The organism is Sporosarcina sp. FSL K6-6792, assembly GCF_038004885.1.
In the GTDB taxonomy this organism is placed as follows: domain Bacteria; phylum Bacillota; class Bacilli; order Bacillales_A; family Planococcaceae; genus Sporosarcina; species Sporosarcina psychrophila.
In genome coordinates this window covers 560768-584339 of the sequence record NZ_JBBOSA010000001.1, presented here as the reverse complement: position 1 = coordinate 584339, position 23572 = coordinate 560768, and the positions used below count along the sequence as shown (strand labels likewise).

26 protein-coding genes and 1 pseudogene are annotated in these 23572 nt (G+C 39.7%); 14 read left to right on the top strand and 13 right to left on the bottom strand.

Annotated features, from left to right (window positions below):
- Positions 1-20: 20 nt before the first annotated feature.
- On the top strand, positions 21-695 hold the full coding sequence (locus MKZ26_RS02780) for a lytic transglycosylase domain-containing protein (RefSeq protein WP_067209284.1): 675 nt from the start codon (positions 21-23) through the stop codon (positions 693-695).
- A gap of 154 nt (positions 696-849) precedes the next feature.
- Here the strand turns inward: MKZ26_RS02780 and MKZ26_RS02775 are convergent, their stop codons facing one another.
- Together MKZ26_RS02775 and MKZ26_RS02770 are read right to left on the bottom strand one after the other, a co-directional pair.
- Complete coding sequence (locus MKZ26_RS02775) at positions 850-1104, bottom strand: GlsB/YeaQ/YmgE family stress response membrane protein (protein WP_340764234.1); 255 nt, start codon at positions 1102-1104, stop codon at positions 850-852.
- A 112-nt stretch (positions 1105-1216) separates the two neighbouring features.
- On the bottom strand, positions 1217-1762 hold the full coding sequence (locus MKZ26_RS02770) for a cysteine hydrolase family protein (protein ID WP_340764233.1): 546 nt from the start codon (positions 1760-1762) through the stop codon (positions 1217-1219).
- 180 nt (positions 1763-1942) lie between these two features.
- Here MKZ26_RS02770 and MKZ26_RS22305 point away from each other — a divergent pair, with 180 nt between their 5' ends.
- The 4 genes from MKZ26_RS22305 (at position 1943) to MKZ26_RS02755 (ending at position 6013) form a co-directional block, all read left to right on the top strand.
- Positions 1943-2080 carry a hypothetical protein gene (locus tag MKZ26_RS22305; RefSeq protein WP_445683449.1) on the top strand — a complete coding sequence of 46 codons (138 nt, stop codon included), beginning with the start codon at positions 1943-1945 and terminating at the stop codon, positions 2078-2080.
- 382 nt (positions 2081-2462) lie between these two features.
- The gene (gene acnA, locus MKZ26_RS02765) at positions 2463-5177 is read left to right on the top strand and encodes an aconitate hydratase AcnA (protein WP_340764232.1); all 2715 of its coding nucleotides are present in this window, start codon (positions 2463-2465) and stop codon (positions 5175-5177) included.
- 108 nt (positions 5178-5285) lie between these two features.
- The gene (locus tag MKZ26_RS02760; RefSeq protein ID WP_340764231.1) at positions 5286-5711 is read left to right on the top strand and encodes an acyl-CoA thioesterase; all 426 of its coding nucleotides are present in this window, start codon (positions 5286-5288) and stop codon (positions 5709-5711) included.
- Positions 5711-6013, top strand: coding sequence for a hypothetical protein (locus MKZ26_RS02755; protein WP_067209298.1), 303 nt, complete (start codon positions 5711-5713; stop codon positions 6011-6013). The genes MKZ26_RS02760 and MKZ26_RS02755 overlap by 1 nt, the downstream gene beginning before the upstream one ends.
- Positions 6014-6123: 110 nt before the next feature.
- Here the strand turns inward: MKZ26_RS02755 and MKZ26_RS02750 are convergent, their stop codons facing one another.
- The gene (locus tag MKZ26_RS02750) at positions 6124-6417 is read right to left on the bottom strand and encodes a HesB/YadR/YfhF family protein (RefSeq protein WP_340764230.1); all 294 of its coding nucleotides are present in this window, start codon (positions 6415-6417) and stop codon (positions 6124-6126) included.
- A 37-nt stretch (positions 6418-6454) separates the two neighbouring features.
- Positions 6455-7057 (bottom strand): glycerol-3-phosphate 1-O-acyltransferase PlsY, encoded by a 603-nt coding sequence (gene plsY / locus MKZ26_RS02745; RefSeq protein WP_340764229.1) that lies wholly within the window; start codon positions 7055-7057, stop codon positions 6455-6457.
- 300 nt (positions 7058-7357) lie between these two features.
- Between plsY and parE the strand changes: the two genes are divergently transcribed.
- The 3 genes from parE (at position 7358) to MKZ26_RS02730 (ending at position 13257) form a co-directional block, all read left to right on the top strand.
- Positions 7358-9334, top strand: coding sequence for a DNA topoisomerase IV subunit B (parE, locus tag MKZ26_RS02740; RefSeq protein ID WP_067209303.1), 1977 nt, complete (start codon positions 7358-7360; stop codon positions 9332-9334).
- Positions 9331-11760, top strand: coding sequence for a DNA topoisomerase IV subunit A (parC, locus tag MKZ26_RS02735; protein WP_340764228.1), 2430 nt, complete (start codon positions 9331-9333; stop codon positions 11758-11760). The genes parE and parC overlap by 4 nt, the downstream gene beginning before the upstream one ends.
- A 276-nt stretch (positions 11761-12036) precedes the next feature.
- Positions 12037-13257, top strand: coding sequence for an MFS transporter (locus MKZ26_RS02730; protein WP_340764227.1), 1221 nt, complete (start codon positions 12037-12039; stop codon positions 13255-13257).
- 68 nt (positions 13258-13325) lie between these two features.
- On the opposite strand, the gene MKZ26_RS02725 is transcribed toward MKZ26_RS02730, so the two are convergent.
- The 4 genes and pseudogenes from MKZ26_RS02725 to MKZ26_RS02715 all read right to left on the bottom strand — a co-directional run bounded on the left by MKZ26_RS02725 (position 13326) and on the right by MKZ26_RS02715 (position 14048).
- Positions 13326-13520, bottom strand: a complete 195-nt coding sequence (locus MKZ26_RS02725) for a hypothetical protein (protein WP_340764225.1) — start codon at positions 13518-13520, stop codon at positions 13326-13328.
- Positions 13521-13628 (bottom strand): annotated as a pseudogene (locus MKZ26_RS22300) (hypothetical protein); the annotation flags it as partial. It abuts the gene before it with no gap.
- Entirely contained in the window at positions 13625-13888 is a 264-nt protein-coding gene (locus tag MKZ26_RS02720; protein WP_340764223.1) for a hypothetical protein, read from the bottom strand. The gene MKZ26_RS02720 and the pseudogene MKZ26_RS22300, both read right to left, overlap by 4 nt.
- On the bottom strand, positions 13872-14048 hold the full coding sequence (locus MKZ26_RS02715) for a Zn-dependent hydrolase (protein ID WP_187044840.1): 177 nt from the start codon (positions 14046-14048) through the stop codon (positions 13872-13874). The genes MKZ26_RS02720 and MKZ26_RS02715 overlap by 17 nt, the downstream gene beginning before the upstream one ends.
- Positions 14049-14239: 191 nt before the next feature.
- On the opposite strand from MKZ26_RS02715, the gene MKZ26_RS02710 reads away from it, so the two are divergent.
- From MKZ26_RS02710 to MKZ26_RS02685, 6 genes are all read left to right on the top strand, one after another.
- Complete coding sequence (locus MKZ26_RS02710; RefSeq protein WP_340764221.1) at positions 14240-15448, top strand: MFS transporter; 1209 nt, start codon at positions 14240-14242, stop codon at positions 15446-15448.
- A 103-nt stretch (positions 15449-15551) separates the two neighbouring features.
- Positions 15552-15986, top strand: a complete 435-nt coding sequence (locus MKZ26_RS02705; RefSeq protein WP_340764219.1) for a GNAT family N-acetyltransferase — start codon at positions 15552-15554, stop codon at positions 15984-15986.
- Between the two features lie 321 nt (positions 15987-16307).
- Positions 16308-16883: a LysE family translocator gene (locus MKZ26_RS02700; RefSeq protein WP_340764218.1), complete on the top strand. Its 576-nt coding sequence runs from the start codon at positions 16308-16310 to the stop codon at positions 16881-16883.
- Between the two features lie 25 nt (positions 16884-16908).
- Entirely contained in the window at positions 16909-17685 is a 777-nt protein-coding gene (locus MKZ26_RS02695; RefSeq protein WP_340764217.1) for a helix-turn-helix transcriptional regulator, read from the top strand.
- 190 nt (positions 17686-17875) lie between these two features.
- Positions 17876-18862 (top strand): MBL fold metallo-hydrolase, encoded by a 987-nt coding sequence (locus tag MKZ26_RS02690; RefSeq protein ID WP_340764215.1) that lies wholly within the window; start codon positions 17876-17878, stop codon positions 18860-18862.
- 155 nt (positions 18863-19017) lie between these two features.
- Entirely contained in the window at positions 19018-19401 is a 384-nt protein-coding gene (locus tag MKZ26_RS02685; protein WP_067209320.1) for an FAS1-like dehydratase domain-containing protein, read from the top strand.
- Between the two features lie 377 nt (positions 19402-19778).
- Here MKZ26_RS02685 and MKZ26_RS02680 read toward each other — a convergent pair whose 3' ends face one another.
- The 5 genes from MKZ26_RS02680 to MKZ26_RS02660 all read right to left on the bottom strand — a co-directional run bounded on the left by MKZ26_RS02680 (position 19779) and on the right by MKZ26_RS02660 (position 23532).
- Positions 19779-20153 carry an rRNA methyltransferase gene (locus MKZ26_RS02680; RefSeq protein ID WP_340764213.1) on the bottom strand — a complete coding sequence of 125 codons (375 nt, stop codon included), beginning with the start codon at positions 20151-20153 and terminating at the stop codon, positions 19779-19781.
- 48 nt (positions 20154-20201) lie between these two features.
- On the bottom strand, positions 20202-20987 hold the full coding sequence (locus MKZ26_RS02675) for an LAGLIDADG family homing endonuclease (protein ID WP_340764211.1): 786 nt from the start codon (positions 20985-20987) through the stop codon (positions 20202-20204).
- Positions 20988-22109: 1122 nt separating this feature from the next.
- Positions 22110-22286 carry a hypothetical protein gene (locus MKZ26_RS02670; RefSeq protein WP_156476021.1) on the bottom strand — a complete coding sequence of 59 codons (177 nt, stop codon included), beginning with the start codon at positions 22284-22286 and terminating at the stop codon, positions 22110-22112.
- Positions 22287-22302: 16 nt separating this feature from the next.
- The gene (locus tag MKZ26_RS02665; RefSeq protein ID WP_340764209.1) at positions 22303-22869 is read right to left on the bottom strand and encodes a GNAT family N-acetyltransferase; all 567 of its coding nucleotides are present in this window, start codon (positions 22867-22869) and stop codon (positions 22303-22305) included.
- Positions 22870-22980: 111 nt separating this feature from the next.
- Positions 22981-23532 (bottom strand): GNAT family N-acetyltransferase, encoded by a 552-nt coding sequence (locus MKZ26_RS02660; protein ID WP_340764207.1) that lies wholly within the window; start codon positions 23530-23532, stop codon positions 22981-22983.
- Positions 23533-23572: the final 40 nt, after the last annotated feature.

Genomic DNA, 23572 nt, shown 5'->3' with positions numbered 1-23572 from the left:
GGATCTAACGGGGTGGAAAGATGAAAAAACAAAAACGTAAAGGCTTATCTATAAAAATGAAAGCAATGCTTATCATCCTGCTTATCCCGATTACTGTTACTATCTTCATATTAACAGCTATTATTTGGACAGGTTTGAACAATCCAGAACTCATTCGGAAATCTGCAAGTGCATTGCTCGACATAGGGGAACGTCACACTGCAACGTCAATTCCGGAAGAGTACATTCCTATCTATAAAGAGGCGGCGGAGGTTTATGGTATCCCGTGGACACTCCTTGCAGCACATCACCGCATTGAAACGCGGTTTTCAACGATGGATCCGCTTCTTTCACCCGTGGGTGCAGAAGGACATATGCAGTTCATGCCTTGCACATTTGTCGGCTGGACTTACCCGGGATGTAGCGGTCTTGGAAAAGGCGAAATTCCTGAAAAAGACAAGACAAATCCCGCTATCATCAAAGAATACGGCGGATACGGTGTCGATGGGAATGGTGACGGCATAGCCGATCCATATGATATCGAAGACGCAATTTTTAGTGCCGCCAACTATCTTTCAAAAAGTGGCGCAGCAGATGGAGACTTGGAAAAGGCTATTTTCAATTATAACCGCAGTGAAAAGTACGTACAGGACGTATTGCGATTTTTCAATGAATTCGAAGTCCAACGAGTTGACATGGAAGCAGCCAATAAATAAGATTAAAAAGATGGACCGCCAGTATATTGGGGTCCATCTTTTTATTGTTTTGTAAATTATAAAATTCTTGGCCTAGGGATCACCTATGAAAGGCGATATTTCACGTCTAGACGTGGCAGGCGTTTCCGCTTTTGTTCTTCGTTATTAATTGGAATTATGAAGCTTTACGCATTGATTTCATAATAAAGCTCACAATGAACACGAGGATAATCGCTCCAATGAAAGCAGGGACAATATAGAAGTCAGAAATTTTCGGACCCCATTGCCCAAGTAGCATTCCACCAATCCATGCACCAATAATACCAGCGATAATGTTACCAATAATTCCACCCGGGATATCTCTTCCCAAAATCATTCCTGCAAGCCAACCGATAATCCCACCAATAATCAAAAACCAAATGAAACTCATACTGTCCATCTCCTTTTTAGTAATTTAAAATTTCCTCTATAGTCTTTGCAATTACCTTTATTACATGCCTTTAAACATCTTGAAGGAAAAAATTACCGAAATTTCAAGAGTGTTAGCGGACAACAGTAACACCTAGCGTATTTTCAAAATGACGAAGTGCCCATGCATGACCTGCAGGATCGAAGCTCGCAACACCTTTTTCGTGGACGACAATGTCAAATCCGCGGTTGTATGCATCGACAGCTGTATGAAGGATGCAAATATCCGTACAGACACCAACCAGATGCAATTCGGTAATTCTGCGCGCTCGAAGAAGCAACTCCAAATCTGTGCCCGCAAATGCACTGAAACGTGTTTTGTCCATCCAATGGATTTCTTCTTTGCGCTCATCATACAATTGTTGAAGGGAACCATACAGATTCCTGCCGGTAGTCCCACGTATATTATGTGGAGGAAATTGTTTTGTTTCAGGATGGTACAAATCGTCTAAATCATGCACATCAATTGGCATCACAACGAAATGATTGTCGTCTAAAAATTTCCTCGTTAACTCGGTGATATATTTTTCCAAGTGAATTCCCGGTTCTCCGCATGTAAGCGCACCATCTTCAGCCACGAAATCCATTGTATAATCAATAACTAACAACGCTTTCTTCACTTTATAACACCCCTTTTCATTCCATCATGCCATAATTTAGTGACTACTTCATTAATTTCTGCTAAAAGTGTTCCAAACGCTCCAAAAAGGGGTATGTATTATTAAGTGCTCCCTTCACCGCAGCTCGTCAAATTCACAGAGACGAAATATGCGATTCCCTAGCGTACTTTTGAAGCTTGCATCGAAGAAATTCATGACTTCATGCATGCACATCCATTTTGCGTTCATCCCCCAATTGAATGCATAGTCGCTACTGGTGATGATGTTCTTCTCAGTCCCACGCAAGAAGAGGAAAAGGAGTTCATCGCGTTTCATTAAGTACTAAGAATTGGACGCTTGCCCCTAAATTTAATGGGTATACATGCTAATCGAGATATACAACGGGTGGCCACATTTCGAAAAAGTGAACGATTTGAAGAATAAACAACTGCGGAAACTGTCACCAAATCTCAAATGTTTCATGAAGATATCCGACAGCAGTACGATCCTAGTCGCGTTTTTATGACAAATTACTTGCAAACTATCTTACGTATTATGAAGAGTTCTTAAGAGGGAGGGGAGTCATAACATTAACTTATGATAGACTATAAAGTTAATGTATTTTACTTATGTGGGTTGATATTATATGATGAAGTAGAGAAAAGACGCTTATTTATAGCCTTTTCAGTTGTTTTCAGCAGATAGAAGGAGGAATTCAATAATGGCAAAAAGCAATTTGCACAACAGCCGTACGTCATTCGATCTGAACGGTAAGACATATAACTATTATCGTCTTGCCGCACTCGAAGAAGCCGGTATCGCTAAAGTTTCCAATCTACCTTACTCGATTAAAGTGCTACTTGAATCCGTCCTACGTCAACACGACGGCTATGTCATCAAAGACAATCATGTCGAAAACTTGGCAAAATGGGGGAAAGATGCCGAAGCGGATGCAGAAGTACCATTCAAACCGTCACGCGTTATCCTTCAAGACTTCACGGGTGTACCTGTTGTTGTTGACCTTGCATCACTTCGTTCAGCAATGGCAGCAATGGGCGGCGACCCTAATAAAATCAATCCTGAAATTCCAGTTGATCTTGTTATTGACCACTCTGTACAAGTTGACCGTTATGGTTCGGCAGAAGCGCTTAACCTGAACATGGAACTTGAGTTCGAGCGTAACGCAGAACGTTACCAATTCCTAAGCTGGGCACAAAAAGCTTATGACAACTACCGTGCAGTACCACCTGCAACAGGAATCGTTCACCAAGTTAACCTTGAGTACTTGGCAAATGTTGTCCATGCAGTTGAAAACGAAGATGGCACATTCGAAACATACCCGGATACACTTGTAGGAACTGACTCCCACACGACGATGATCAACGGTATCGGTGTTCTTGGATGGGGTGTTGGTGGTATTGAAGCTGAAGCGGGCATGCTCGGACAACCTTCATACTTCCCGATTCCAGAAGTTATCGGTGTAAAACTTGTTGGTCAGCTTCCAAACGGAACGACAGCAACTGACCTAGCGCTGAAAGTGACACAAACACTTCGTGCACATGGCGTTGTTGGTAAATTCGTTGAGTTCTTCGGACCAGGTGTTGCTCATTTACCACTTGCAGACCGTGCAACAATTGCGAACATGGCGCCTGAATACGGTGCAACATGCGGATTCTTCCCAGTAGATGAAGAAGCACTTGATTACATGCGTTTAACTGGCCGTGAAGATAGCGATATTGCAGTAGTTAAACAATACCTAGTTGAGAACGATATGTTCTTCACTGTAGAAAACGAAGAACCAACATACACTGATGTTGTCGAAATCGACCTTACTGGTATTGTAGCGAACCTTGCTGGACCGAAACGTCCACAAGATTTGATTCCTCTTACAGAAATGCAAAGCTCATTCAACGAAGCAGTTGTTGCACCTGAAGGGAACCAAGGTTTCGGATTCTCTCCTAAAGAGCTAACGAAAAAAGCTACAATCGAATTCGAAGACGGACGTTCTGTCGAAATTAAAACAGGTGACCTTGCAATCGCTGCAATCACTTCATGTACAAACACATCTAATCCATATGTTATGTTGGGTGCTGGACTTGTTGCGAAAAAAGCTGTTGAAAAAGGACTTACACCACCAGCTTACGTGAAAACATCTCTTGCACCAGGTTCAAAAGTCGTTACAGGGTACCTGGAAGATTCAGGACTTAATGTGTTCTTGGATCAAATCGGATTCAACACAGTTGGATACGGCTGTACTACATGTATCGGTAACTCTGGACCGCTACTTCCTGAAATTGAAAAAGCAATCATGGGCAACGATATGCTAATGTCTTCAGTTCTTTCTGGTAACCGTAACTTTGAAGGACGTATTCACCCACTTGTGAAAGCAAACTACTTGGCTTCACCGCCACTTGTTGTTGCTTATGCACTTGCTGGAACAGTCGATATCGACTTCGAAAAAGATCCAATTGGTAAAGACAAAGAAGGCTTTGATGTCTTCTTCAAAGATATTTGGCCTACTACGGAAGAAATTCAAGCAGTTGTTAAATCAACAGTTACTCCTGAGTTATTCCGTAAAGAATATGCACGGGTATTCACTGAGAACGAAGCATGGAATGCAATTGAAACTACAGACGATTCATTGTATGATTTCGATGAAAACTCAACGTATATTCAAAACCCACCATTCTTCGAAGGACTTGCAAAAGAACCGGCTGACATTCAAGCACTTTCAGGGCTTCGTGTCATTGGTAAATTTGGCGATTCAATCACAACGGACCATATTTCACCTGCAGGCGCAATCGGTAAAGATACACCGGCTGGTAAATACTTGATCGACAATGGCGTAAGCCCTCGTTTCTTCAACTCGTACGGTTCACGCCGTGGTAACCATGAAGTAATGATGCGCGGTACATTCGCTAATATACGTATTCGTAACCAAATTGCGAAAGGCACAGAAGGCGGATTCACGACTTACTGGCCAACAAAAGAGATTATGCCAATTTATGATGCTGCTATGAAGTATCAAGAAGAAGGCACGGGTCTTGCAATCATCACGGGTAAAGACTACGGAATGGGTTCTTCACGTGACTGGGCTGCGAAAGGTACATCACTTCTCGGTATCAGAACAGTTATCGCTGAAAGCTACGAGCGTATTCACCGTTCAAACCTTGTTATGATGGGCGTACTTCCACTTCAATTCATGAAAGGCGATAGTGCTGAAACACTTGGCCTTACTGGTGAAGAAGAAATCAACGTTAATATCGCAGAAGGCGTTAAACCACGCGACATTCTGAAAGTAACAGCAACTGCGAAAAACGGTTCTGTCAAAGAATTCGACGTACTAGCACGCTTTGACTCAGAAGTTGAAGTTGACTACTACCGTCACGGCGGAATCCTGCAAATGGTTCTTCGTGATAAAATGAAAACGAACTAATTTTAATAGGTAGAGGTGTCCGATTTAATCGGACACCTTTTTTCTGCTTAGACTTCAGTTCAGCTTTTTCAGCATGGCTTTTGTATAATGGGTAGTGAGGTGATGGTAGTGTTTATCAGTGAAAAAGAAATTGAAATCAGATATGCAGAGACAGATCAGATGGGAATCGTCTATCACGCGAATTATTTAGTATGGATGGAGATCGGACGTACGAAGTTGATTGAGGACTTAGGCTATACATACGCGCAACTGGAGGCAGATGGCTTCTTGTCGCCGGTGACGGACTTATCTATTCAATATAAGGCAGCGATGAAATACGGACGGAAAGCGACTGTACGGACGTGGGTAGAGTCACACGGCAGGCTACGTACAACTTATGGCTATGAAATCCTCCATGAGGACGGCACAATTTCAGCAACAGCAAAATCGGAACATGTCGTCGTGAGAAAAGGCTCATTTCGTCCCGTTTCCCTAAAGAAAATCGCGCCAGATTGGGATGCTAAATATACAGAAGTGAAGCGATGTAAAGACTAATGGCATTTGGGATACAGCGCGTAGAACTGCAAGCTTGGAAAAAAGCAGTTAGTGAAGGGGAAATGGCATTTTTAACTCATTACTGGCTTGATGAACGCTTTCCAGGATGCAATACAGTAACCAAAGCAGGTTGCGCAGATATCAGCAAACTTGTCGAATGGGGCAAGCAATATGGATTGAAGCGGGAGTGGATCGATATGAGGGAAGATTATCCTCATTTTGATTTGTTTGGTAAGCACGAACGAGATATTTTACTTAAAGAAGGACTCCATAATCAATTAAAACGGTTCAATCTACTTTAATGAGTGTGTAGTATAACAGTTTCACGTTTTTTGGAGTTAATAATTGTCTATTGTCAGCAAAGCCTTACCTACTCATAAATAAATGAAGAAAAGCGTGAGGCATATGGCCATCACGCTTTTTCGTATGAATAAATAAGTTCATGCAGTTTAGGATCCACATTGACATGTAGGTCATGACCAAGGAAATACCATTTGTCTCGGCTTTCGATATAATAACGAACACTATTATGCTCTGTTTCAATGGCTACTTCATCCGGTTGCTCTTTCGTTACACCAAGTGAAAAGCCTGCCTGAATTGAACTGGATCCACCGTATCTTGCAAAAAAGCGGATAGCATCACCAGGTTCAGCTTCCATCTCCTCTTTAAACCACAAAAGCGCTTCTTTCGACAAAAAAATCTTCATTGGAAACACCAGCCTTTCCGTTGCTACATCCATTGTATTATAACCACTTCACTTTTGGCTCGGTTCCTGCTTTGATCCGACCGATATTCTCCCGGTGACGATAGAAGATAAAGGCACCGAAAAGCCCAATCATCACCATCAAATAAATATCGCCTGTTCGGAAGTAAAAATAGATACTGTATACAAATCCAACGACAGATACGATCATTGATGATAAGCTCACCATTTTCGTTACTTTTAAAGCGATGAAAAATGTTGCGAGCACAATGATGAAAACAGGCCATTCGTAGGCAAGCAACACACCGCCGGATGTCGCTACAGCTTTGCCACCTTTGAAATGGGCGAAGACGGGATACATATGTCCGACGACTGCAAGAAGTCCTGGAATAAGAGGGTGGACGCTAACACTGTCGAAAATAGGCAAGAGCGGCAACAATGCAGCTGCAGTACCTTTTAATATATCCAGAATAGTTACGGTAAGTCCCGCTGTTTTGCCGAGTACACGGAAGGTATTCGTACCACCTAGGTTGCCGCTACCATGTTGTCGGATGTCCGTCTTGTAAAATAGTTTCCCAACCCAGAGTGCAGAAGGAATTGAGCCAATTAAATAAGCAAGTAGTAAAAGTATGATAAGTTCCATTGACGTACTCCTTTTTTAGTTTGTCTATGTATAGACCTAGTTTAGCAGAACCGTGAAGTTGCGACAATGGGCTTCATGTGAAGAATGAGCGAACCAAGTTAAGCAGTTATCGCCTGATTTCTGATTTTTGTACCCCTAACAGCTGATTTGAGAGACGAACAATTTCCTGTCTTCGTTGCAATAAAAGTCTATCTTCTATACAATTAATTGAGCAAGCTTCCGAAAACGTTGATTTGACAAGCTTTAAAGGAAGCAGTACGATTATATAATAGAGAACATTTGTTTGATGGAGGTTGCACTTTGACGAAAAACGTAGATAATTATACGTATGATGATGATTCGATACAAATACTTGAAGGCCTCGATGCAGTACGAAAAAGACCAGGTATGTACATTGGGTCAACTGATTCCCGTGGACTTCACCACCTTGTCTATGAGATTGTAGATAATGCGGTAGATGAGGCGCTAGCGGGATTTGGTAATGAGGTAGACGTTACACTTCATAAAGACGGAAGCGTCAGTGTGCGGGACTACGGGCGGGGTATGCCAACAGGAATTCACCAGTCGGGTAAACCAACGACAGAGGTAATCCTGACCGTTCTCCACGCAGGGGGCAAGTTCGGACAAGGCGGATACAAAACAAGCGGTGGACTTCACGGCGTTGGCGCATCTGTCGTAAACGCATTGTCAGAAAAACTCGAAGTCACGATTTTTCGTGACGGCAAAAAGTTCTGTCAACGCTTCGAAAAAGGTGGTAAGCCAGCCACGACACTTGAACAAATTGGAACAACACGTGAAAAAGGGACGCTCATTCATTTCAAACCGGATGCGACGATCTTCTCTACGTTAAAATATCATTATGAAACGATTAGTGAACGCTTACGGGAGTCTGCATTCCTGTTAAAAGGCTTGAAAATCGAACTAAAAGAAGAAGGAACGGACAAGCATGAAATCTTTCAATACGAAACTGGCATTGAAGCTTTCATCTCTTATCTGAATGAAGAGAAGGACGTTTTGCATGAGGTAGCTTACTTGGAAGGCGAATCAGAAGGCATAGAGGTCGAATTTGCGTTCCAATTTAGTGATGGTTACTCAGAAACGATTTTATCATTTGTGAATAACGTTCGAACAAAAGACGGTGGAACACATGAAACCGGTGCCAAAACCGGTATGACACGTGTATTTAATGAATATGCAAGAAAAGCAGGTTTATTAAAAGAAAAAGACAAAAACCTTGAAGGTGCGGATATCCGTGAAGGTATTGCGGCAATCGTATCAGTCCGTATACCGGAAGAAATTTTGCAGTTTGAGGGACAGACGAAAGGCAAACTCGGGACAAGTGAAGCAAGAGGTGTAACCGATTCAATCGTTTCGCAAAAACTTCTGTATTTCCTTGAAGAGAATGCAGATTTAAGTGCGTCCCTCGTACGTAAAGCAATTCGGGCGCATCAAGCACGTGAGGCGGCGCGAAAAGCGCGAGAAGATGCGCGTTCAGGTAAAAAGAGAAAAAGATCAGATACACTACTATCGGGTAAATTAACACCTGCGCAATCCAGGAATGCTGCGAAAAACGAACTCTACCTGGTCGAAGGTGACTCTGCCGGCGGCTCAGCAAAACAAGGACGGGACCGTGTATTCCAGGCAATCCTGCCATTACGAGGGAAAGTACTTAATACTGAAAAAGCAAAACTCGAGGATATCATGAAAAACGAAGAGATCAATATGATAATCCATGCAATCGGGGGCGGCGTAGGCTCTGACTTCCAAGTCGCGGATATCGCTTATGATAAAGTAATCATAATGACGGATGCGGATACGGACGGTGCACATATTCAAGTGCTGTTGTTGACGTTCTTCTACCGTTACATGAAACCGCTAATTGAAGCAGGAAAAGTATATATTGCATTGCCTCCTCTTTACAAAGTTTTCAAAGGGACAGGGAAGAGCGAAAAATTTGCATATGCATGGACTGAAGGCACAGAACTTAATAAAGCGATAGAGAAAGTCGGCAAAGGATATATGCTCCAACGCTACAAAGGTCTTGGGGAAATGAATGCCGATCAGTTATGGGAAACGACTATGGATCCTGAAACACGTACATTGATCCGTGTAACGATTGAAGACAGCGCTACAGTTGAACGTCGAGTAACGACACTAATGGGCGATAAAGTAGAGCCCAGACGACGCTGGATTGAAGAGAACGTCGATTTCGGTACACAGGAAGAGCACAATATTTTAGACAACGAATTTTTGCACGTTGAGGGGGATTTTGAATGACACCATCAGAAAGCTACCAAGACCTTCCCCTGGAAGAAGTGATCGGTGACCGGTTTGGACGATATAGTAAGTACATCATCCAGGACCGGGCATTGCCTGACGCACGCGATGGCTTAAAACCCGTTCAGCGGCGTATTTTGTATGCGATGTTCCACGAAGGTAATACACATGAGAAAGCATTCCGGAAATCCGCAAAAACAGTCGGGAATGTCATCGGGAACTATCATCCACACGGTGACACATCCGTCTACGAAGCAATGGTACGGATGAGCCAAGATTGGAAACTGCGTCATATGTTAGTGGAAATGCAAGGGAATAACGGTTCAGTCGATGGAGATTCGGCTGCTGCAATGCGGTATACAGAAGCACGCCTTTCCACAATAGCAGGGCAAATGCTACGTGACCTGGGTAAAAATACTGTCGATTTCATACCAAACTTCGATGATACTGAACCTGAACCAACTGTTTTACCCGCAAGATATCCAAACTTGCTCGTCAACGGTTCAACAGGTATTTCTGCAGGATATGCGACGGATATCCCGCCACATGCGCTTCATGAAGTACTTGATGCGGTCCTTATGCGGATGGACAAACCGGATGTTACGGTCGATGAATTGATGACAGTTATCAAAGGACCTGATTTTCCAACTGGCGGTACTATCCAAGGAACAAACGGTATTAAAACAGCCTACGAGACTGGAAAAGGACGCTTTATCATCAGATCGAAGTCGTTCATCGAACCCTTAAAAGGCGGTAAATCGCAAATCGTTGTGACGGAAATCCCATATGACGTTAACAAGGCGAATATGGTGAGGAAGATGGATGAGCTTCGTCATGATCGAAAACTAGATGGTATCGCAGATGTCAGGGACGAATCGGACCGGACTGGCCTCCGTGTTGTCATAGAGCTAAAAAAAGACGTCGACGGCAATGCGATCTTGCAATATCTTCTTAAAAATACAGACTTGCAAGTGACGTATAACTTCAACATGATTGCCATCTCTGGGCGCAGACCGACATTAATGTCACTGCCGATGTTGCTTGATGCCTATATTGGCCATCAAAAAGAAGTTGTCACACGTAGATCCCAATACGATATCCAAAAAGCGCAAGACCGACTCCATATCGTCGAAGGGCTTATGAAAGCTTTATCGATTTTGGATGAAGTAATCAAAGCGATTCGCGCATCAAAAGACAAACGTGATGCTAAAAATAATATCATCTCAAAATTCGAATTCTCCGAAATACAAGCTGAAGCAATCGTTTCGCTACAGCTTTATAGACTGACGAACACGGATATTACTGAACTTCAACAGGAAGATGCCGAACTCCGAAAACTGATTGAACAGCTTGATGCAATTTTGAAAAGTGATAAAAAACTTTCTGCAGTCATCAAAAAAGAGCTCCTCGACATCCGTAAACAATTTGCAGAACCAAGACGCTCTGTTATCGAGGAAAAAATCGAGGAAATTAAAGTCGATCTTGATATCCTTGTTCCAAGTGAAGAAGTGATTGTATCCGTCACAAAAGACGGCTATGTGAAACGCACTAGCGTCCGCTCTTACAGCGCTTCAAACGGCACGGGACAGGAAATGAAGGAATCCGATTATACGCTATTAGAAGCGCCAATGAACACGCAGCATCATCTCTTGTTGTTCACTTCTGCAGGGAACTATCTCTATCAGCCTATTCATGAGTTGCCAGATATTAGATGGAAAGATCTTGGGCAACATATCTCAAGTATCATCCCACTCGGGCAAAATGAAACGATTGTTGCAGCGATTGGCCTTGAAAACTTCGATGAAGAAGCGTTAATCGTCACAGCATCGCAAAATGGTTTAATCAAACAATCAAAACTTGCCGATTTTAAAGTCCAGCGCTATTCAAGGTTGTTTAAAGCAATGGGTGTGAAAAAGGATGATGTAATGATTGACGCAAGGCTCGTTAAGGGGGACGAAGATGTTATCCTCTTCACACAGCAAGCCTATGCGCTACGCTTCCCGCTTACTGAGTTATCAGTAACAGGTATTAGAACTGCCGGTGTACGTGGCATTAACCTTAAGGACGATGACCTGCTTGTTGCTATGGAGATTAATTCAGATGACGGGGCTTCCGTCTTAATCGCGACACAGCGAGGCAGCGTGAAAAGAATGGGCTTAAAAGAGCTCGAAAGTGCTTCCAGAGCGCAAAGAGGTAATGTTGTTCTGAAGGAACTGAAGTCAAATCCGTATCGTGTTAGCGGGGCGTTAATGGTGAAAAATGATGAAATTATTGTTTTAGCGACGGAAAAGGGAAGTAAAATCCCTATCTTAGCAGGATCATTTCGACCAGTTGACCGCTATTCAAACGGTAGTAGTTTAGTCGATGAGAAAAAAGATGGCAGCATAACACATATCTACAAGGATCCAAAAGCTGAAATTGAATAAATAACTTTAAAAGTCATGGGAGTATCTTCCCATGACTTTTAATTTTTTCTAACGTATAATAATTCGATAAGCGAAATAAATTGCACGTTCAAAAAGAGAACTTGTACTAGATAGGTTGAATGATTGATTTCATTGAATAACGCTTCGGCTACCCCTGTCAGGCGCCTACGCTAGTTTATATATTGCCTTCAATGCTTCAACCTATGTAGAATACGCCACACCCTATAAAAGTGTGGACTTTTTGAGTAATTATTAATAATAGAACGGGGATAGGGTATGTGGAAAAATAGAAACATTTGGATAATATTAACGGGAGAAATGATTGCAGGCTTAGGATTATGGACGGGAATAATCGGAAATCTCGAGTTTATGCAAGAAAAAATCCCTTCCGATTTCGTTAAAGCACTAATAATGTCAGCAGGACTTCTTGCGGGAATTATTGCGGGACCGCTAGCAGGGAAAATCATAGACCAATCAAAGAAAAAAACCGTACTACTTATATCAGGGGCAGGGCGTATGCTCAGTGTTATCTTTATGCTGATTGCTATATCAACCGGATCTGTTTGGTGGATGGTTGCATTCATGGTTAGCATTCAATTATCTGCTACTTTTTACTTCCCTGCACTGCAGGCTACCATTCCGCTTGTCGTCAAAGATGATGATTTACTGACGATGAATGGGTGGCATATGAACGTTGCTACGATCTCACGTGTGCTTGGCACGGCCTTAGCGGGCATTATGCTCGTCTACTGGTCGCTTATGTCGCTCTACTGGATATCTATGATTGCTTACGGGGCCCTACTACTATTTACAATGATGTTGCGCATCGATGAGGGAGAGGGAAGAGAGGCCAAAGTGAAATCGGTGGGTAACAAGGGTGGATTCATGGAAGTTTTTCCTGTGTTGAAAGCATATCCTGCTGTCGGCATGACACTCATTATGACGCTTATTCCATTGCTTTTCATCGGATCATTCAATCTAATCGTTATTAATATTAGTGAAATCCAGGATTCTGCATCGATTAAAGGACTTATTTATACATTTGAAGGGGTAGCATTCATGGTCGGAACATTTGCCGTGAAGTATATTTCTAAAAAATGGCGCACGACCACAATCTTATTTTCCTTTGCAACGATGGTAGCAGTAGCAGAATTCATGCTCTTTTTTGCAGACAGTATAGTAATTACGTTAAGTGCTTTTGCCGTACTTGGATTTGCCTTAGGTTGTTTTTTCCCAACAGCAATGGTTATATTTCAGAAACAGATGCCAAAAGAGTACCATGGCCGATTCTTCTCGTTCCGCAATATGTTAGAACGGGTTATGTTCCAGGTCGTTTTACTAACAGCAGGTGCATTTCTCGATATTATCGGATTGCAATCAATGGTTATCATTTTCGGATTGATCAGTTTAAGCATGACAGCCATTTTCTTTGTTCAGATGAAAAAAAGAAATATCATATTAGAACAACCCAAACAAACTGCCGCAAAGAGTTTTTAACTTTTTCGCGGTTTTTTCTATACATAATGCGAAAAAACGAACTTTCCAAGTCGGAAGTTCGTCGGTATTTAATCTATGGATTTTAATGTACTTAGCAATAATTTTTCAAGTAAATCTTCGCTTGTTACTGCACGTATCATAGCTTGCATGTATTCGTCACGATCGATTTTGTCGTATGTCCATAAAAATCTTTTGGACTTTGCAAAGGCTTGTAGGAAGATACGAATTGTTCGACCATTGCCTTCACGAAATGGATGTAGCATATTCAGCTCTGATTTGAAATAAGCCAACCTTTTAACTGCATACTCTAGAGTATCCCAGTCAGGTTCATTGTCTAATTGAGTGAATAAACTAGACGCGTATGCCTCTATATATTGTACTTGGCAAAAGTGCGTATTACCTTACGGAATTGTCCCACAAACGAGTAAATGTCTTGGAATAGATGGCGGTGAAGTCCGACAAAATTGGTGAGTGAAAAAGCCATGATGTTGTATGCACCTTGTTCAATTTGAGTTGCACGAATCGAGAAAGTGAACGCCTCAGCCTGCTCAAGCTCAGTAAAATTTGTCATACCTAACAAATTTGTCGTTAAAAGATAATCATCATTTTTAAATTCATTGTATTTCGCCATTTGCCAAAGCTTCCTTAATCAAAGCAGGCGTTACTGGCATACCCGAATTGACAATTTCAAGAGCTTTTTGTTGCAGCGAATGACTTAAATGTAAGTTTTCAAGCTGCATATTTTTCAATACGCGGTTAAACTCAGGAGAATTTAATTGAATTTCCTTCACACTAAACGACTCCTTTCTATACTCTTTAATTATAAGCTTTTTAGCAGAATTTATCCACTTAATCAAGTGGGGTTCAACTTTTCACCCCATAATATCCACATTATTGCCCCAAAACTAACTATTTCTAACCACCCCAATTTGGTAAGCTTAAATTAGAAGTTTAGGGCATCAAAGAATACAGGGAGATTTCAATGAAAATTTGGAAGAAGTACTCACTTCTGTTAAGTGGTATAGGCATTTCATTTTTTGGAAACTGGGTTTATTTAATTGCGTTAAATATTTTAGTACTTGATATGACTGGTTCAGCGGCTGCGGTCGCAGGGATTTACATTGTCGGACCAATTGCACGAATGCTGACAAATTTTTGGGCAGGTTCCATCATCGATCGTGTTAATAAACGAAAATTGATGGTCTTAGCAGATGTCCTAAGGGGTTCGCTTATTTTACTTGTTCCATTTCTTGATTCGCTGTGGATTGTCTACTCCATTCTATTTGCGACAAATATCGCTGGAGCATTTTTTGGTCCAAGTTCGACTTTTTATATCACAAAATTCGTGGTTGAAACCGATCGAAGAAGTTTTAACTCGATCATGAGTATGATGAATTCAGGTTCATTTTTAATCGGACCAGCACTAGCCGGTGTACTCATCGCCTTATTTGGTACAACTTGGTGTGTGATTTTAAACGCGGTTACGTTCTTTTTCTGTGCATTTTGTATTGCAAGGTTGCCTGACGTAGAAAATGAAAACTTAAATCAACGAGGGCCAATTACTTTGAAGATACTGATTTCTGATTGGCAAGTTGTAAAAGGGTTCATTAAGCAGGATCCTTATTTTATGAAGGTTTATTTGCTGTTCCAGACCTCGCTTATGATTGCTTTTGCATTAGATTCCCAAGAGGTCACATTTATCAAGCAGGATCTAGCACAGTCTGACCAATTATATGGCCTCATCGTCAGTATTGCAGGTGTAGGTGCATTAATAGGCGCAGCGGCTTCAGCCGCCTTTGCAAAGCGCTTCTCATTGCAATTGTATTTAGGTATTGGAATGGTCTTAACAGCAGTTGGCTATTTGTTGTTCTACAGTACAGTTGATTTTTTGACGGCAACAGTGGCCTTTATCTTTTTAGGATTCTTTATGGCATTTTGCAATGCAGGCTATGATACTTTTTACCAGAAAAACGTACCGACAGCGATCATGGGACGTTTTGGTAGTTTGGCGTCGATGTTCCAAAGCTTTATGCAAATTGTATTTACCTTTACCTTAGGACTGATGTCTGAGTGGTTCTCACTACAAACGGCAGCTATTGGATTCGCTAGTATCGCAGTAGTCATGACGCTGTTGCTTTGTATTCAAGTCTTTAGTCAGCAGCATAAAAATTATTATGAAGAAGCAGATTGAGGGAACTAAGTAATGTAACTTAATCAATAGGGAAGAAGAGATTTATGTTGGTATTTATCGATGTAATAGGTGCAGCTTACTTTACTTTGAAAGGGGTGATTACATGGTATTAATACGATATGCACATGGAACAGATTTAGCTGATATAACTTCTCTTATGTCTGAATTAGGGTATGAAACAACCGAAAGGGAAGTAACCAAAAGATTATCGAAGTTAAATAGCAATCCTGATTATCATACTCTTGTTGCGGAAATTGATAATCAAGTTGTAGGAATACTGGGATTACACATTGGGCTATCATATGAATTTAGTGGTTGTTACGGTAGAGTTGTCTGCTTAATAGTGAATCAACACTATAGAAAAAATGGTATTGGTAAACAGCTTATCGCAAGAGCAAAAGAAATCATTATTGAAAAAGGTGGAAGTGCAATCACTTTAAATAGCGGAAATAGAGCTGAAAGGGAAGATGCTCACTCATTTTATTTGAAAAATGGTTTTACTGCTAAAAGTTCAGGATTTGTAATGAAGTTCAGCTGATTTACTTTTTTAAATCAGCATAGAGTGACTTAAAAAACGTTCATCAAGCATCGGTAAATGCTTGATGAACGTTTTTTAAGATTTTTATATAAGGACAGGAACCTCTAAACACTTGGACACGAGGTCCGAGTTCACCACATATATTCCCCAATGGCTAGTAAAACCCGTCTTTTAATCTGTGCTACAGAATGAAATACAACATATCGGCATCCTGACTTTGTAGTGTTAACATTACAGAAGCTTTAATCCTGCAATAACATACTATAGCCACTAAATATAAAGATGTATAGTTACATGAGAAAACGTGAAAGGAGTTTACTCATGAATATTACATCTTTTTTAATATACTGTTTTATTATTACTTTCACACCAGGACCGACTAATATCGACATACTATCCACAGTGAATATGCATGGGACAAAGAGGGCAATGCAGTATACATATGGAGCAACGATTGCTTTTGGTTTATTGCTTGCCCTATCTGCTATGTTGAATACAATGCTTATAACGGTAATTCCGAAAATCTTGATTGTTATGCAGATAATCGGAAGCATTTATATGCTCTTTCTTGCTTATCAAATCTGTAAAAAGGATAAATCAAAACAAACCGTAAACCAGACTGGGACCTTTATGTCAGGATTTCTCATGCAGTTTTTAAATCCAAAAGTAGTAACATTTACAATGACTGTATTTCCTAGCTTTATTTTGCCCTATTATACCGCAATTCCTGCGGTAACAATAAGTGTTATAGTTATAACACTTATTGGATTTTCAGCATTTATGACATGGGTTCTTTTCGGTACAATCTTCAAGAAGTTTTTACAGAAGCATGAAAAAGTTGTTAATATAATTATGGCATTATTTTTAGTTTATGCTGCAATCATGATATGGTTGTAGGAATGCTAATGTTGAGGTGAATTAAATGGACAAATTTGTTTATAAAAAATCGGCGGGTATTACTGCGTTGGCTGCAAGTATCACTGACTTTACATATAAAAAGCACTCTCACCAGGAGTATGCAGTAGGGGTAACATTGCGTGGTATTCAAGAGTACAATTTAGATGGCAGTTTACAATTGTCCTATCAAAATGGTGTGATGCTTTTTAATCCAGAACAGGCACATGACGGAATGGCACATGATGAGACAGGCCTTGATTATGTCATGCTCTATATTGATCAACAACTGCTGTTGGAGGTCATTGAGAAAAAGGATTTGGTGTGTTTTTCAACCCCCATTGTGTATGATCATGGACTTGAACAAAGAGTATTACGTCTATCCCGTGCGATATTAAATGAAAAAGACGAGACCTTGTGCAGTGAATTACTCATATCCCTCACAGATAGCCTAATTCAAACTAATCTTTCTACGGACACTAAAAAAGACGACTCTCTAATTAGAATAGCAAAGGATATGCTGCATACCAACTTGGAAACTGTCATTAAACTTGACGAGATATGTGCAGAGCTTAATATATCGAAGTTCCAGTTTATCAGGTTATTCAAGGCTCATACTGGTATCACACCATACCAATACTTTCTTAACTGCAAAATAGAACATGCAAAGCAGTTATTAGGTAAAAATGGAGATATTTATTCAGCAGTAGCTGAATGTGGTTTTGTTGATTTAACCCATTTTAATAGACACTTTAAAAGCGTCTATGGAATAACGGCATTTGAATATATGTCACATTTAAATTAAAAAAAGATTTTCGCATTAATTATTATTGCATCACCAACGTTAATGGAAGGGCATGCTGAAATACTACTAGACAGATGTCATATTGTTAGATTTGGTTCTTGTCAGGTCGGTGTGTAAATAAGGTTAATTCAAATCTGATAGATATGGCAGAAAGAATTGTTTAGTCATTGAATTTAAGGGGGAATGGCTTATGAAAAAATCCAATATTATTTTCTTTGAAAGAAAATTTCCAAGTGCAAATATGATTCTTATTAAGGATCAGCTCCCGATTCTTATTGATACTGGTTTTGGAAGTGATGTGAAAGAGACTGAGCTATTAATTAAAGAAGAAGGTGTTTCACCAGAAGAATTACATCTAATCGTTAACACGCACTATCATAGTGACCATGTAGGCGGCAATTATCAACTTCAAAAAAATTATGGCGTTAAGATTGCTGCTCATAAATGGGAAGCTGATTTAATTAATTCTTGTGATACTGAAGCATGCGGTTCAGAATGGTTAGATCAGCCTGTGGAACCTTATCGGGTCGATCTAAGACTCTCGGATAACGATGAGATTAATACAGGAAGGAGAACCTTCAATGTCCTGCATACACCTGGACATACGTTAGGGCATATTTCTTTATATGAACCTGAAGAAGAGCTATTAATTTGCGGGGATCTCTTTCACAAAAATGATATTGGATGGTTGAATATCTTTCGTGAGGGTGTTTCATCTATCCAACGATCACTAGAAAGTTTGGATCGGTTGTCTATGCTCCGGATTCAGCAGGCATATTCAGGACATGGACCTCAAATGGAGAATCCCCTGGCCGCCATTGATGCAGCGAGGAAACGGTTTGAAAAGTGGCTTAGTATGCCAGACAAAGTTTCATGGCATGCCTGCAAGAGGATTTTTTCATTCACACTAATCATTAAAAATGGATTGGCAAAAGAAGATATCGGTAACTATCTACTAAAATGTGGCTGGTTCCAAGATTTTGCACGCTACTCTTTCCAGCTTCAGCCAGAAGAATTTATTCAAATCCTGCTCGATGAAATGATTCGTTCCGGTGCAGCTAGCTGGCACAACAATTATTTAATCGCTAACGTGCCATACCAAGCGCCACAAGAGAAATGGATGAATAAGAACATAAAACCTAAAGATTGGAACCCCATTACTTTCTCACATAAATAAAACAGGTGGGAAGTGGATGGAAAACTGTTGAATCTTACCTGATAGTAAAAGTCTCTTTTTATAACGAAGAAGGATAGTTGAATACCGCCCTCAATAGTCATAATATTCACACCTAATAAAAGACACATTATAAAACCTTCAAGGGGGAAATTTATATGCCATTAAAAGTAGGAGATATAATTACGTTTGAACGGACATTTACAGTAAGGGATGTTGAATTATTTATAGAGATTTCAGGTGATGAAGGGATTCATCACCTGACCCCAGATGAACAAGGAAGACTTGTAGTTCAAGGGTTACTAACGGCAACTTTGCCAACAAAAGTGGGTGGAGACAATAATGTGCTAGCTCGTACGATGAATTTCGAGTTTTTAAGGCCTGTTTTTACTGGTGATACAATAATTTGTGAAGTTAAAATCGAAAAATACGAAAGGCAAGAAAATAAAAACAATAGAACAGCTATTACTGCATCTTTTGTATGTGAAAATCAGGATGAAAAAGAAGTATTAAAAGGGGACTTTTCAGGCGTAATACTTTAACATTTTCAACTTTCATGAAAACTCTCGTAACAGTCTGTGGTGCAGTGTTTTTGCTGTATGGATGACAAATGGGTAGCGTTAGTCATTATCAGGGTCTTGTAATTACGATGGCGAAAGACGATTAAAAATTAAATGGATTAGCTAATATTTATTAGATGCCTGAATAAATAAGTGTTAACCAATGAATCCATAGGGTTTTGTACAAATAAACTAAACAAGAAAGTCTAATTAGTATAGGCTTTCTTGTTTAGTTAGTTTAAACATTCTTGTCATTGTACAATTTCCGTTTTATCTCACTGTTTCAAGTATACTTATCGAATGAAACGCAACTACCGATAATATATATTATGACCATGTAGTTCTATGAACTCGTAAATTCATAGCTCTATCCTGTATCTATGACTAGATTTCTTTGCATCTTCAACATCTATGAACTGAACGCTATATTCTATCACATCATTTAGGAATAACTTATGCGCTTTGGCAAACTGCTTAACCTCATTAAGCAATTCTTTATCACAGCTGTTATTGAATGCTATTCGATCTTTTGGCCGAGTATCTTTATTATATGAGATTTGATTTTCAGTCAACAATGACTGTAATCCACTTTCAATTAAGTAGTTAACATGCGTGTTATTTTCTTTTGCAACGGATCTAAGATCTTCCAATATTGATTGACTAATATTAGTGACAAAATTGGTCCTTGCTGTATCCGTCGTTTGAATCAATCTGCCATCTACAAGCTTCCACATAATTAATTCACTCCTTTTCAAATTTCAAATTTAGTTCTAGACTCTTTACTAAATGAAATAACGTTGTGACATTCGCTGTCTTTTGTGTAAGATGAAATTATCAGATGCTGCATTATTATATATAATTTTCGCAAGTTTTGGAAGCTCGTATTTGCCTTTTACCCAAATACGATAAATATTATTCCCAGCCGGACTTACTGTTATCGTGATTTCTGAGCGTAATTGCCATGATTGAAATACGGACAAGAGCCCAGCTGCAAAATCCTGACTGCCTGACGTAATATTCAAAACGTAACCTGTTTTTTGTACCCAGCCATCCCCATCAATAACACCTCTTACAAACGACGCTAAATATTCTTCTGGCACATTAGGAAAAGGAACTGATAATGATTTATTAGAAATTATCCCTAGCATTTCAAGATCCTTTTTAATCTCTTTAGAATTAATGATTAAAGTTGGTGTAGATTTTGTTGGACCTGTGGGTGCAAGTACATAATCTGCCTCCATGTACTTGGCAATCAATTGAAGAATATGTTCATCTTTTTGAGAAAAGTAGATGCTATGGAGTTGTTTATTCACATGTCCATCTGTCACGAGTAAACCTAACACCCAAGCCATTTCATCTGTCCATACTTTAAAGTAGTCTTCATTCACTTTATGCTTTCTAGGTTGGCCAGAGTATTGTTCTCGATTCATTGAAATCCCATGCTTATACATCACATTTCGAATTGCCCGATCGGACAGGCCGACGATTGGACCCATTTCTTTAAACGACATGCCACTTTTATACATTTTAATAATGGCTTCGTCTGTCATACCTGGATTTCTCGACACAGCCTTCACTTCCCTCCTATTAGCTTGATAGATGAGCCATTTCTTAATAAATGAACGATTTTTCGTTGATTACATTCAATACCCTCAACAAAATATGCTCATTTACAGGGTGTAGAACTAGTGTTCTGTCCAGGCTATATATACCCATATTACTAGTTTTTAAACAAAAGAATCTAAAATAACTTTTTTACTTGGATAATATAGACTGGTTTTGTTTAAAATATCGTTTTGTTTCCACAATAAATTTCGAACATGGCTTCTTACCTCTCAATTATGTTCCTACCGATAGGAACATACGTTCAACCCTCGTGATTTCGGCACTTAAATTAGAATAATCCAATTTACCCCAAAACCAAAACCACGTGTGCTCTTGGTTTTTCCACAATGAATAGCCGTATAGACCAATGTTTTCGCCTGCAGTAGGATTGCTAAAAAAATAGCATTCCCTTATTTAACAATTCTGCTTCGTTATTACGGACGACTTTCGCTTCCGCCGCCTTCTCATTAATTTGTACCCCTACGAGCTGTAGAGCATCTGATTCTTCGTAATAGGCTACTTATATCCTTTTTTGAGATTGCCTGCTTATACGAGCTTGTACGCTGGTCTGCGATGAAGATTTAACATCGTTTGAACACATTGTTAGTTAAAACCTTCAAAACTTAAATTTCCTCAACAGTTAACTTACTTTCAACCTCATTAAACAATAGTTGTTTTTCTTCTGCCGTTCAGTCACTTTGTGTTTTTTATTAGTGTTCTTTTAATTCGCTAATATAACAAACGTTTACTGTATTGGAAATGTTACATGATTGGTGTTAGTTGGATAAACGCTGTATGCTCCCCTATTTTCATTTCCGCCCCCACTATATAGTGGTTCACAATATCAATACGCATTTTGAGTTGACCGAACTTAGCGCCTTATTTTTTTGATGATGTTAATAGAGTTAAGGTGCACTTAATTGATCGACTTCGAGACTTCATAAAGAGTCTGTTAGGCCGCCTTATCAAAATTTATTTTAATTGCCCAAAAGCGTCTTCTCGATTGTCTTACGTGCCATTACCAATTAAGGCGTTGGATTGTATGAACTATTATCGACTTACTTAAACTCACAATAGCTCATTGATCAATATTTTATATATGGGGTTTCCAATTTATTGAGTACATTTCCCATGAAAAGAAGGTCCATTGCTATTTTATTAGCAATGGACCTTCTTTCTTTTATAATGCTTTTACCGATTTGACCTAAGTAATTGACAATAAAGCGGAATTCCTTAATAAGCGCATTCTCTTCCGCCGCCATTTGTATTTCCTCACTATTACTTAGTTTCTATGTAGTCAATATTGAAATCTGCTTTTATGATTGAGTACATATATAAATCATCGAATTTACCACAAGTAAATTCATAATGTCTCAGTAATCCCTCTCTTCTAAATCCTTGCTTTTCTACTAGCTTTTGTGACGGAAGATTCGTCGGTTCAATCAAAGCCTCAATTCTTTCTAACTGATAGTGTTGATAGCCATACTTAACAACGGCTTCCAATGCTTCACTAGCAATCCCTGTACCCCAGTGATCTTTGCTTAATTCATATCCTACTTCAGCTCGATGATGTTTGGTAAGCATATTAAGAAAGCCACAACTTCCTATAACCTCACCAGAATCTTTTAGCGTAATCCCCCATCTAATTCCTGTACCATCTTCGTATATCGATTTATACCACCTTATTTCATCCTGAGCATCTTCTACTTTTTGGCAAGGTGCTAACCCCATAGGTGTCACAACCTCTTTATCCGATAGATATTTAAACACATCATTAGCATCCTCTGCTGTTACTTCTCTTAAGATTAATCTTCTAGTTTCAATTATTGGAAATTCTTTTCCCATTAAATTAACCTCCACTCAAGTTTTATCACATTGAAACCTATCATCCATTCTTTAAGGGTTCTTTTACTATAAGAACCCTTAAAGAATTTCATCTGTTCAAATAAAACCTCATTATTTATTACTCTCGTTCCAATCCTTAGCTAGCATTCCATAAACAATATGGTCCACGTAATGGTCACATAGCCATTCGGCTTCTCGAATACGGCCTTCCTCTGTAAAATTCAATCTCTCTGGAATAGCTCTACTCTTCGTGTTTTCTTCAGCCGCCCGGATCTCGACTCTGTTTAAACCCAACTCACCGATCGCATGATTCACAAAAGCCCTAACCGATTTAGTCATTAATCCTGAGCCTTCATACCCTTTTCCTAACCAGTACCCCAAACTCGTCGATTTGTTGTTCCAATCAATTTTGTGAAATCCAATTACACCTGCAATTTGCTCTTCATACCAAATTCCTGCTTGAAACCCATTATTATCACTAAATTGTTTCATGGTTCCCCTGATAAAGGCCTCCGTATCTTCCGAGGATTTAGTACTATCAATGAATGGTAACCATTCTCTCAAACTTTCTTTAGATTGATTCGTTAACATAAATAACGGCTCTGTGTCGTTTAGATTCAGCATTTTCAATTTTGTTTTTTCATCAATTTTATAAGTAAACATAAAAACCTCTCCCTTAATCAAAATAGCTGAGTCATTCCGT

Bases quoted from the DNA above. Each gene is read 5' to 3' on its own strand.
- MKZ26_RS02780 (WP_067209284.1), top strand. From the start codon at position 21: ATGAAAAAACAAAAACGTAAAGGCTTATCTATAAAAATGAAAGCAATG.
- MKZ26_RS02775 (WP_340764234.1), bottom strand. From the start codon at position 1,104: ATGAGTTTCATTTGGTTTTTGATTATTGGTGGGATTATCGGTTGGCTT.
- acnA (WP_340764232.1), top strand. From the start codon at position 2,463: ATGGCAAAAAGCAATTTGCACAACAGCCGTACGTCATTCGATCTGAAC.
- MKZ26_RS02755 (WP_067209298.1), top strand. From the start codon at position 5,711: ATGGCATTTGGGATACAGCGCGTAGAACTGCAAGCTTGGAAAAAAGCA.
- MKZ26_RS02750 (WP_340764230.1), bottom strand. From the start codon at position 6,417: ATGAAGATTTTTTTGTCGAAAGAAGCGCTTTTGTGGTTTAAAGAGGAG.
- plsY (WP_340764229.1), bottom strand. From the start codon at position 7,057: ATGGAACTTATCATACTTTTACTACTTGCTTATTTAATTGGCTCAATT.
- parC (WP_340764228.1), top strand. From the start codon at position 9,331: ATGACACCATCAGAAAGCTACCAAGACCTTCCCCTGGAAGAAGTGATC.
- MKZ26_RS02730 (WP_340764227.1), top strand. From the start codon at position 12,037: ATGTGGAAAAATAGAAACATTTGGATAATATTAACGGGAGAAATGATT.
- MKZ26_RS02725 (WP_340764225.1), bottom strand. From the start codon at position 13,520: ATGCTACATCCATTTCGTGAAGGCAATGGTCGAACAATTCGTATCTTC.
- MKZ26_RS02720 (WP_340764223.1), bottom strand. From the start codon at position 13,888: ATGGCGAAATACAATGAATTTAAAAATGATGATTATCTTTTAACGACA.
- MKZ26_RS02710 (WP_340764221.1), top strand. From the start codon at position 14,240: ATGAAAATTTGGAAGAAGTACTCACTTCTGTTAAGTGGTATAGGCATT.
- MKZ26_RS02705 (WP_340764219.1), top strand. From the start codon at position 15,552: ATGGTATTAATACGATATGCACATGGAACAGATTTAGCTGATATAACT.
- MKZ26_RS02700 (WP_340764218.1), top strand. From the start codon at position 16,308: ATGAATATTACATCTTTTTTAATATACTGTTTTATTATTACTTTCACA.
- MKZ26_RS02695 (WP_340764217.1), top strand. From the start codon at position 16,909: ATGGACAAATTTGTTTATAAAAAATCGGCGGGTATTACTGCGTTGGCT.
- MKZ26_RS02690 (WP_340764215.1), top strand. From the start codon at position 17,876: ATGAAAAAATCCAATATTATTTTCTTTGAAAGAAAATTTCCAAGTGCA.
- MKZ26_RS02685 (WP_067209320.1), top strand. From the start codon at position 19,018: ATGCCATTAAAAGTAGGAGATATAATTACGTTTGAACGGACATTTACA.
- MKZ26_RS02680 (WP_340764213.1), bottom strand. From the start codon at position 20,153: ATGTGGAAGCTTGTAGATGGCAGATTGATTCAAACGACGGATACAGCA.
- MKZ26_RS02670 (WP_156476021.1), bottom strand. From the start codon at position 22,286: ATGGCGGCGGAAGAGAATGCGCTTATTAAGGAATTCCGCTTTATTGTC.
- MKZ26_RS02665 (WP_340764209.1), bottom strand. From the start codon at position 22,869: ATGGGAAAAGAATTTCCAATAATTGAAACTAGAAGATTAATCTTAAGA.
- MKZ26_RS02660 (WP_340764207.1), bottom strand. From the start codon at position 23,532: ATGTTTACTTATAAAATTGATGAAAAAACAAAATTGAAAATGCTGAAT.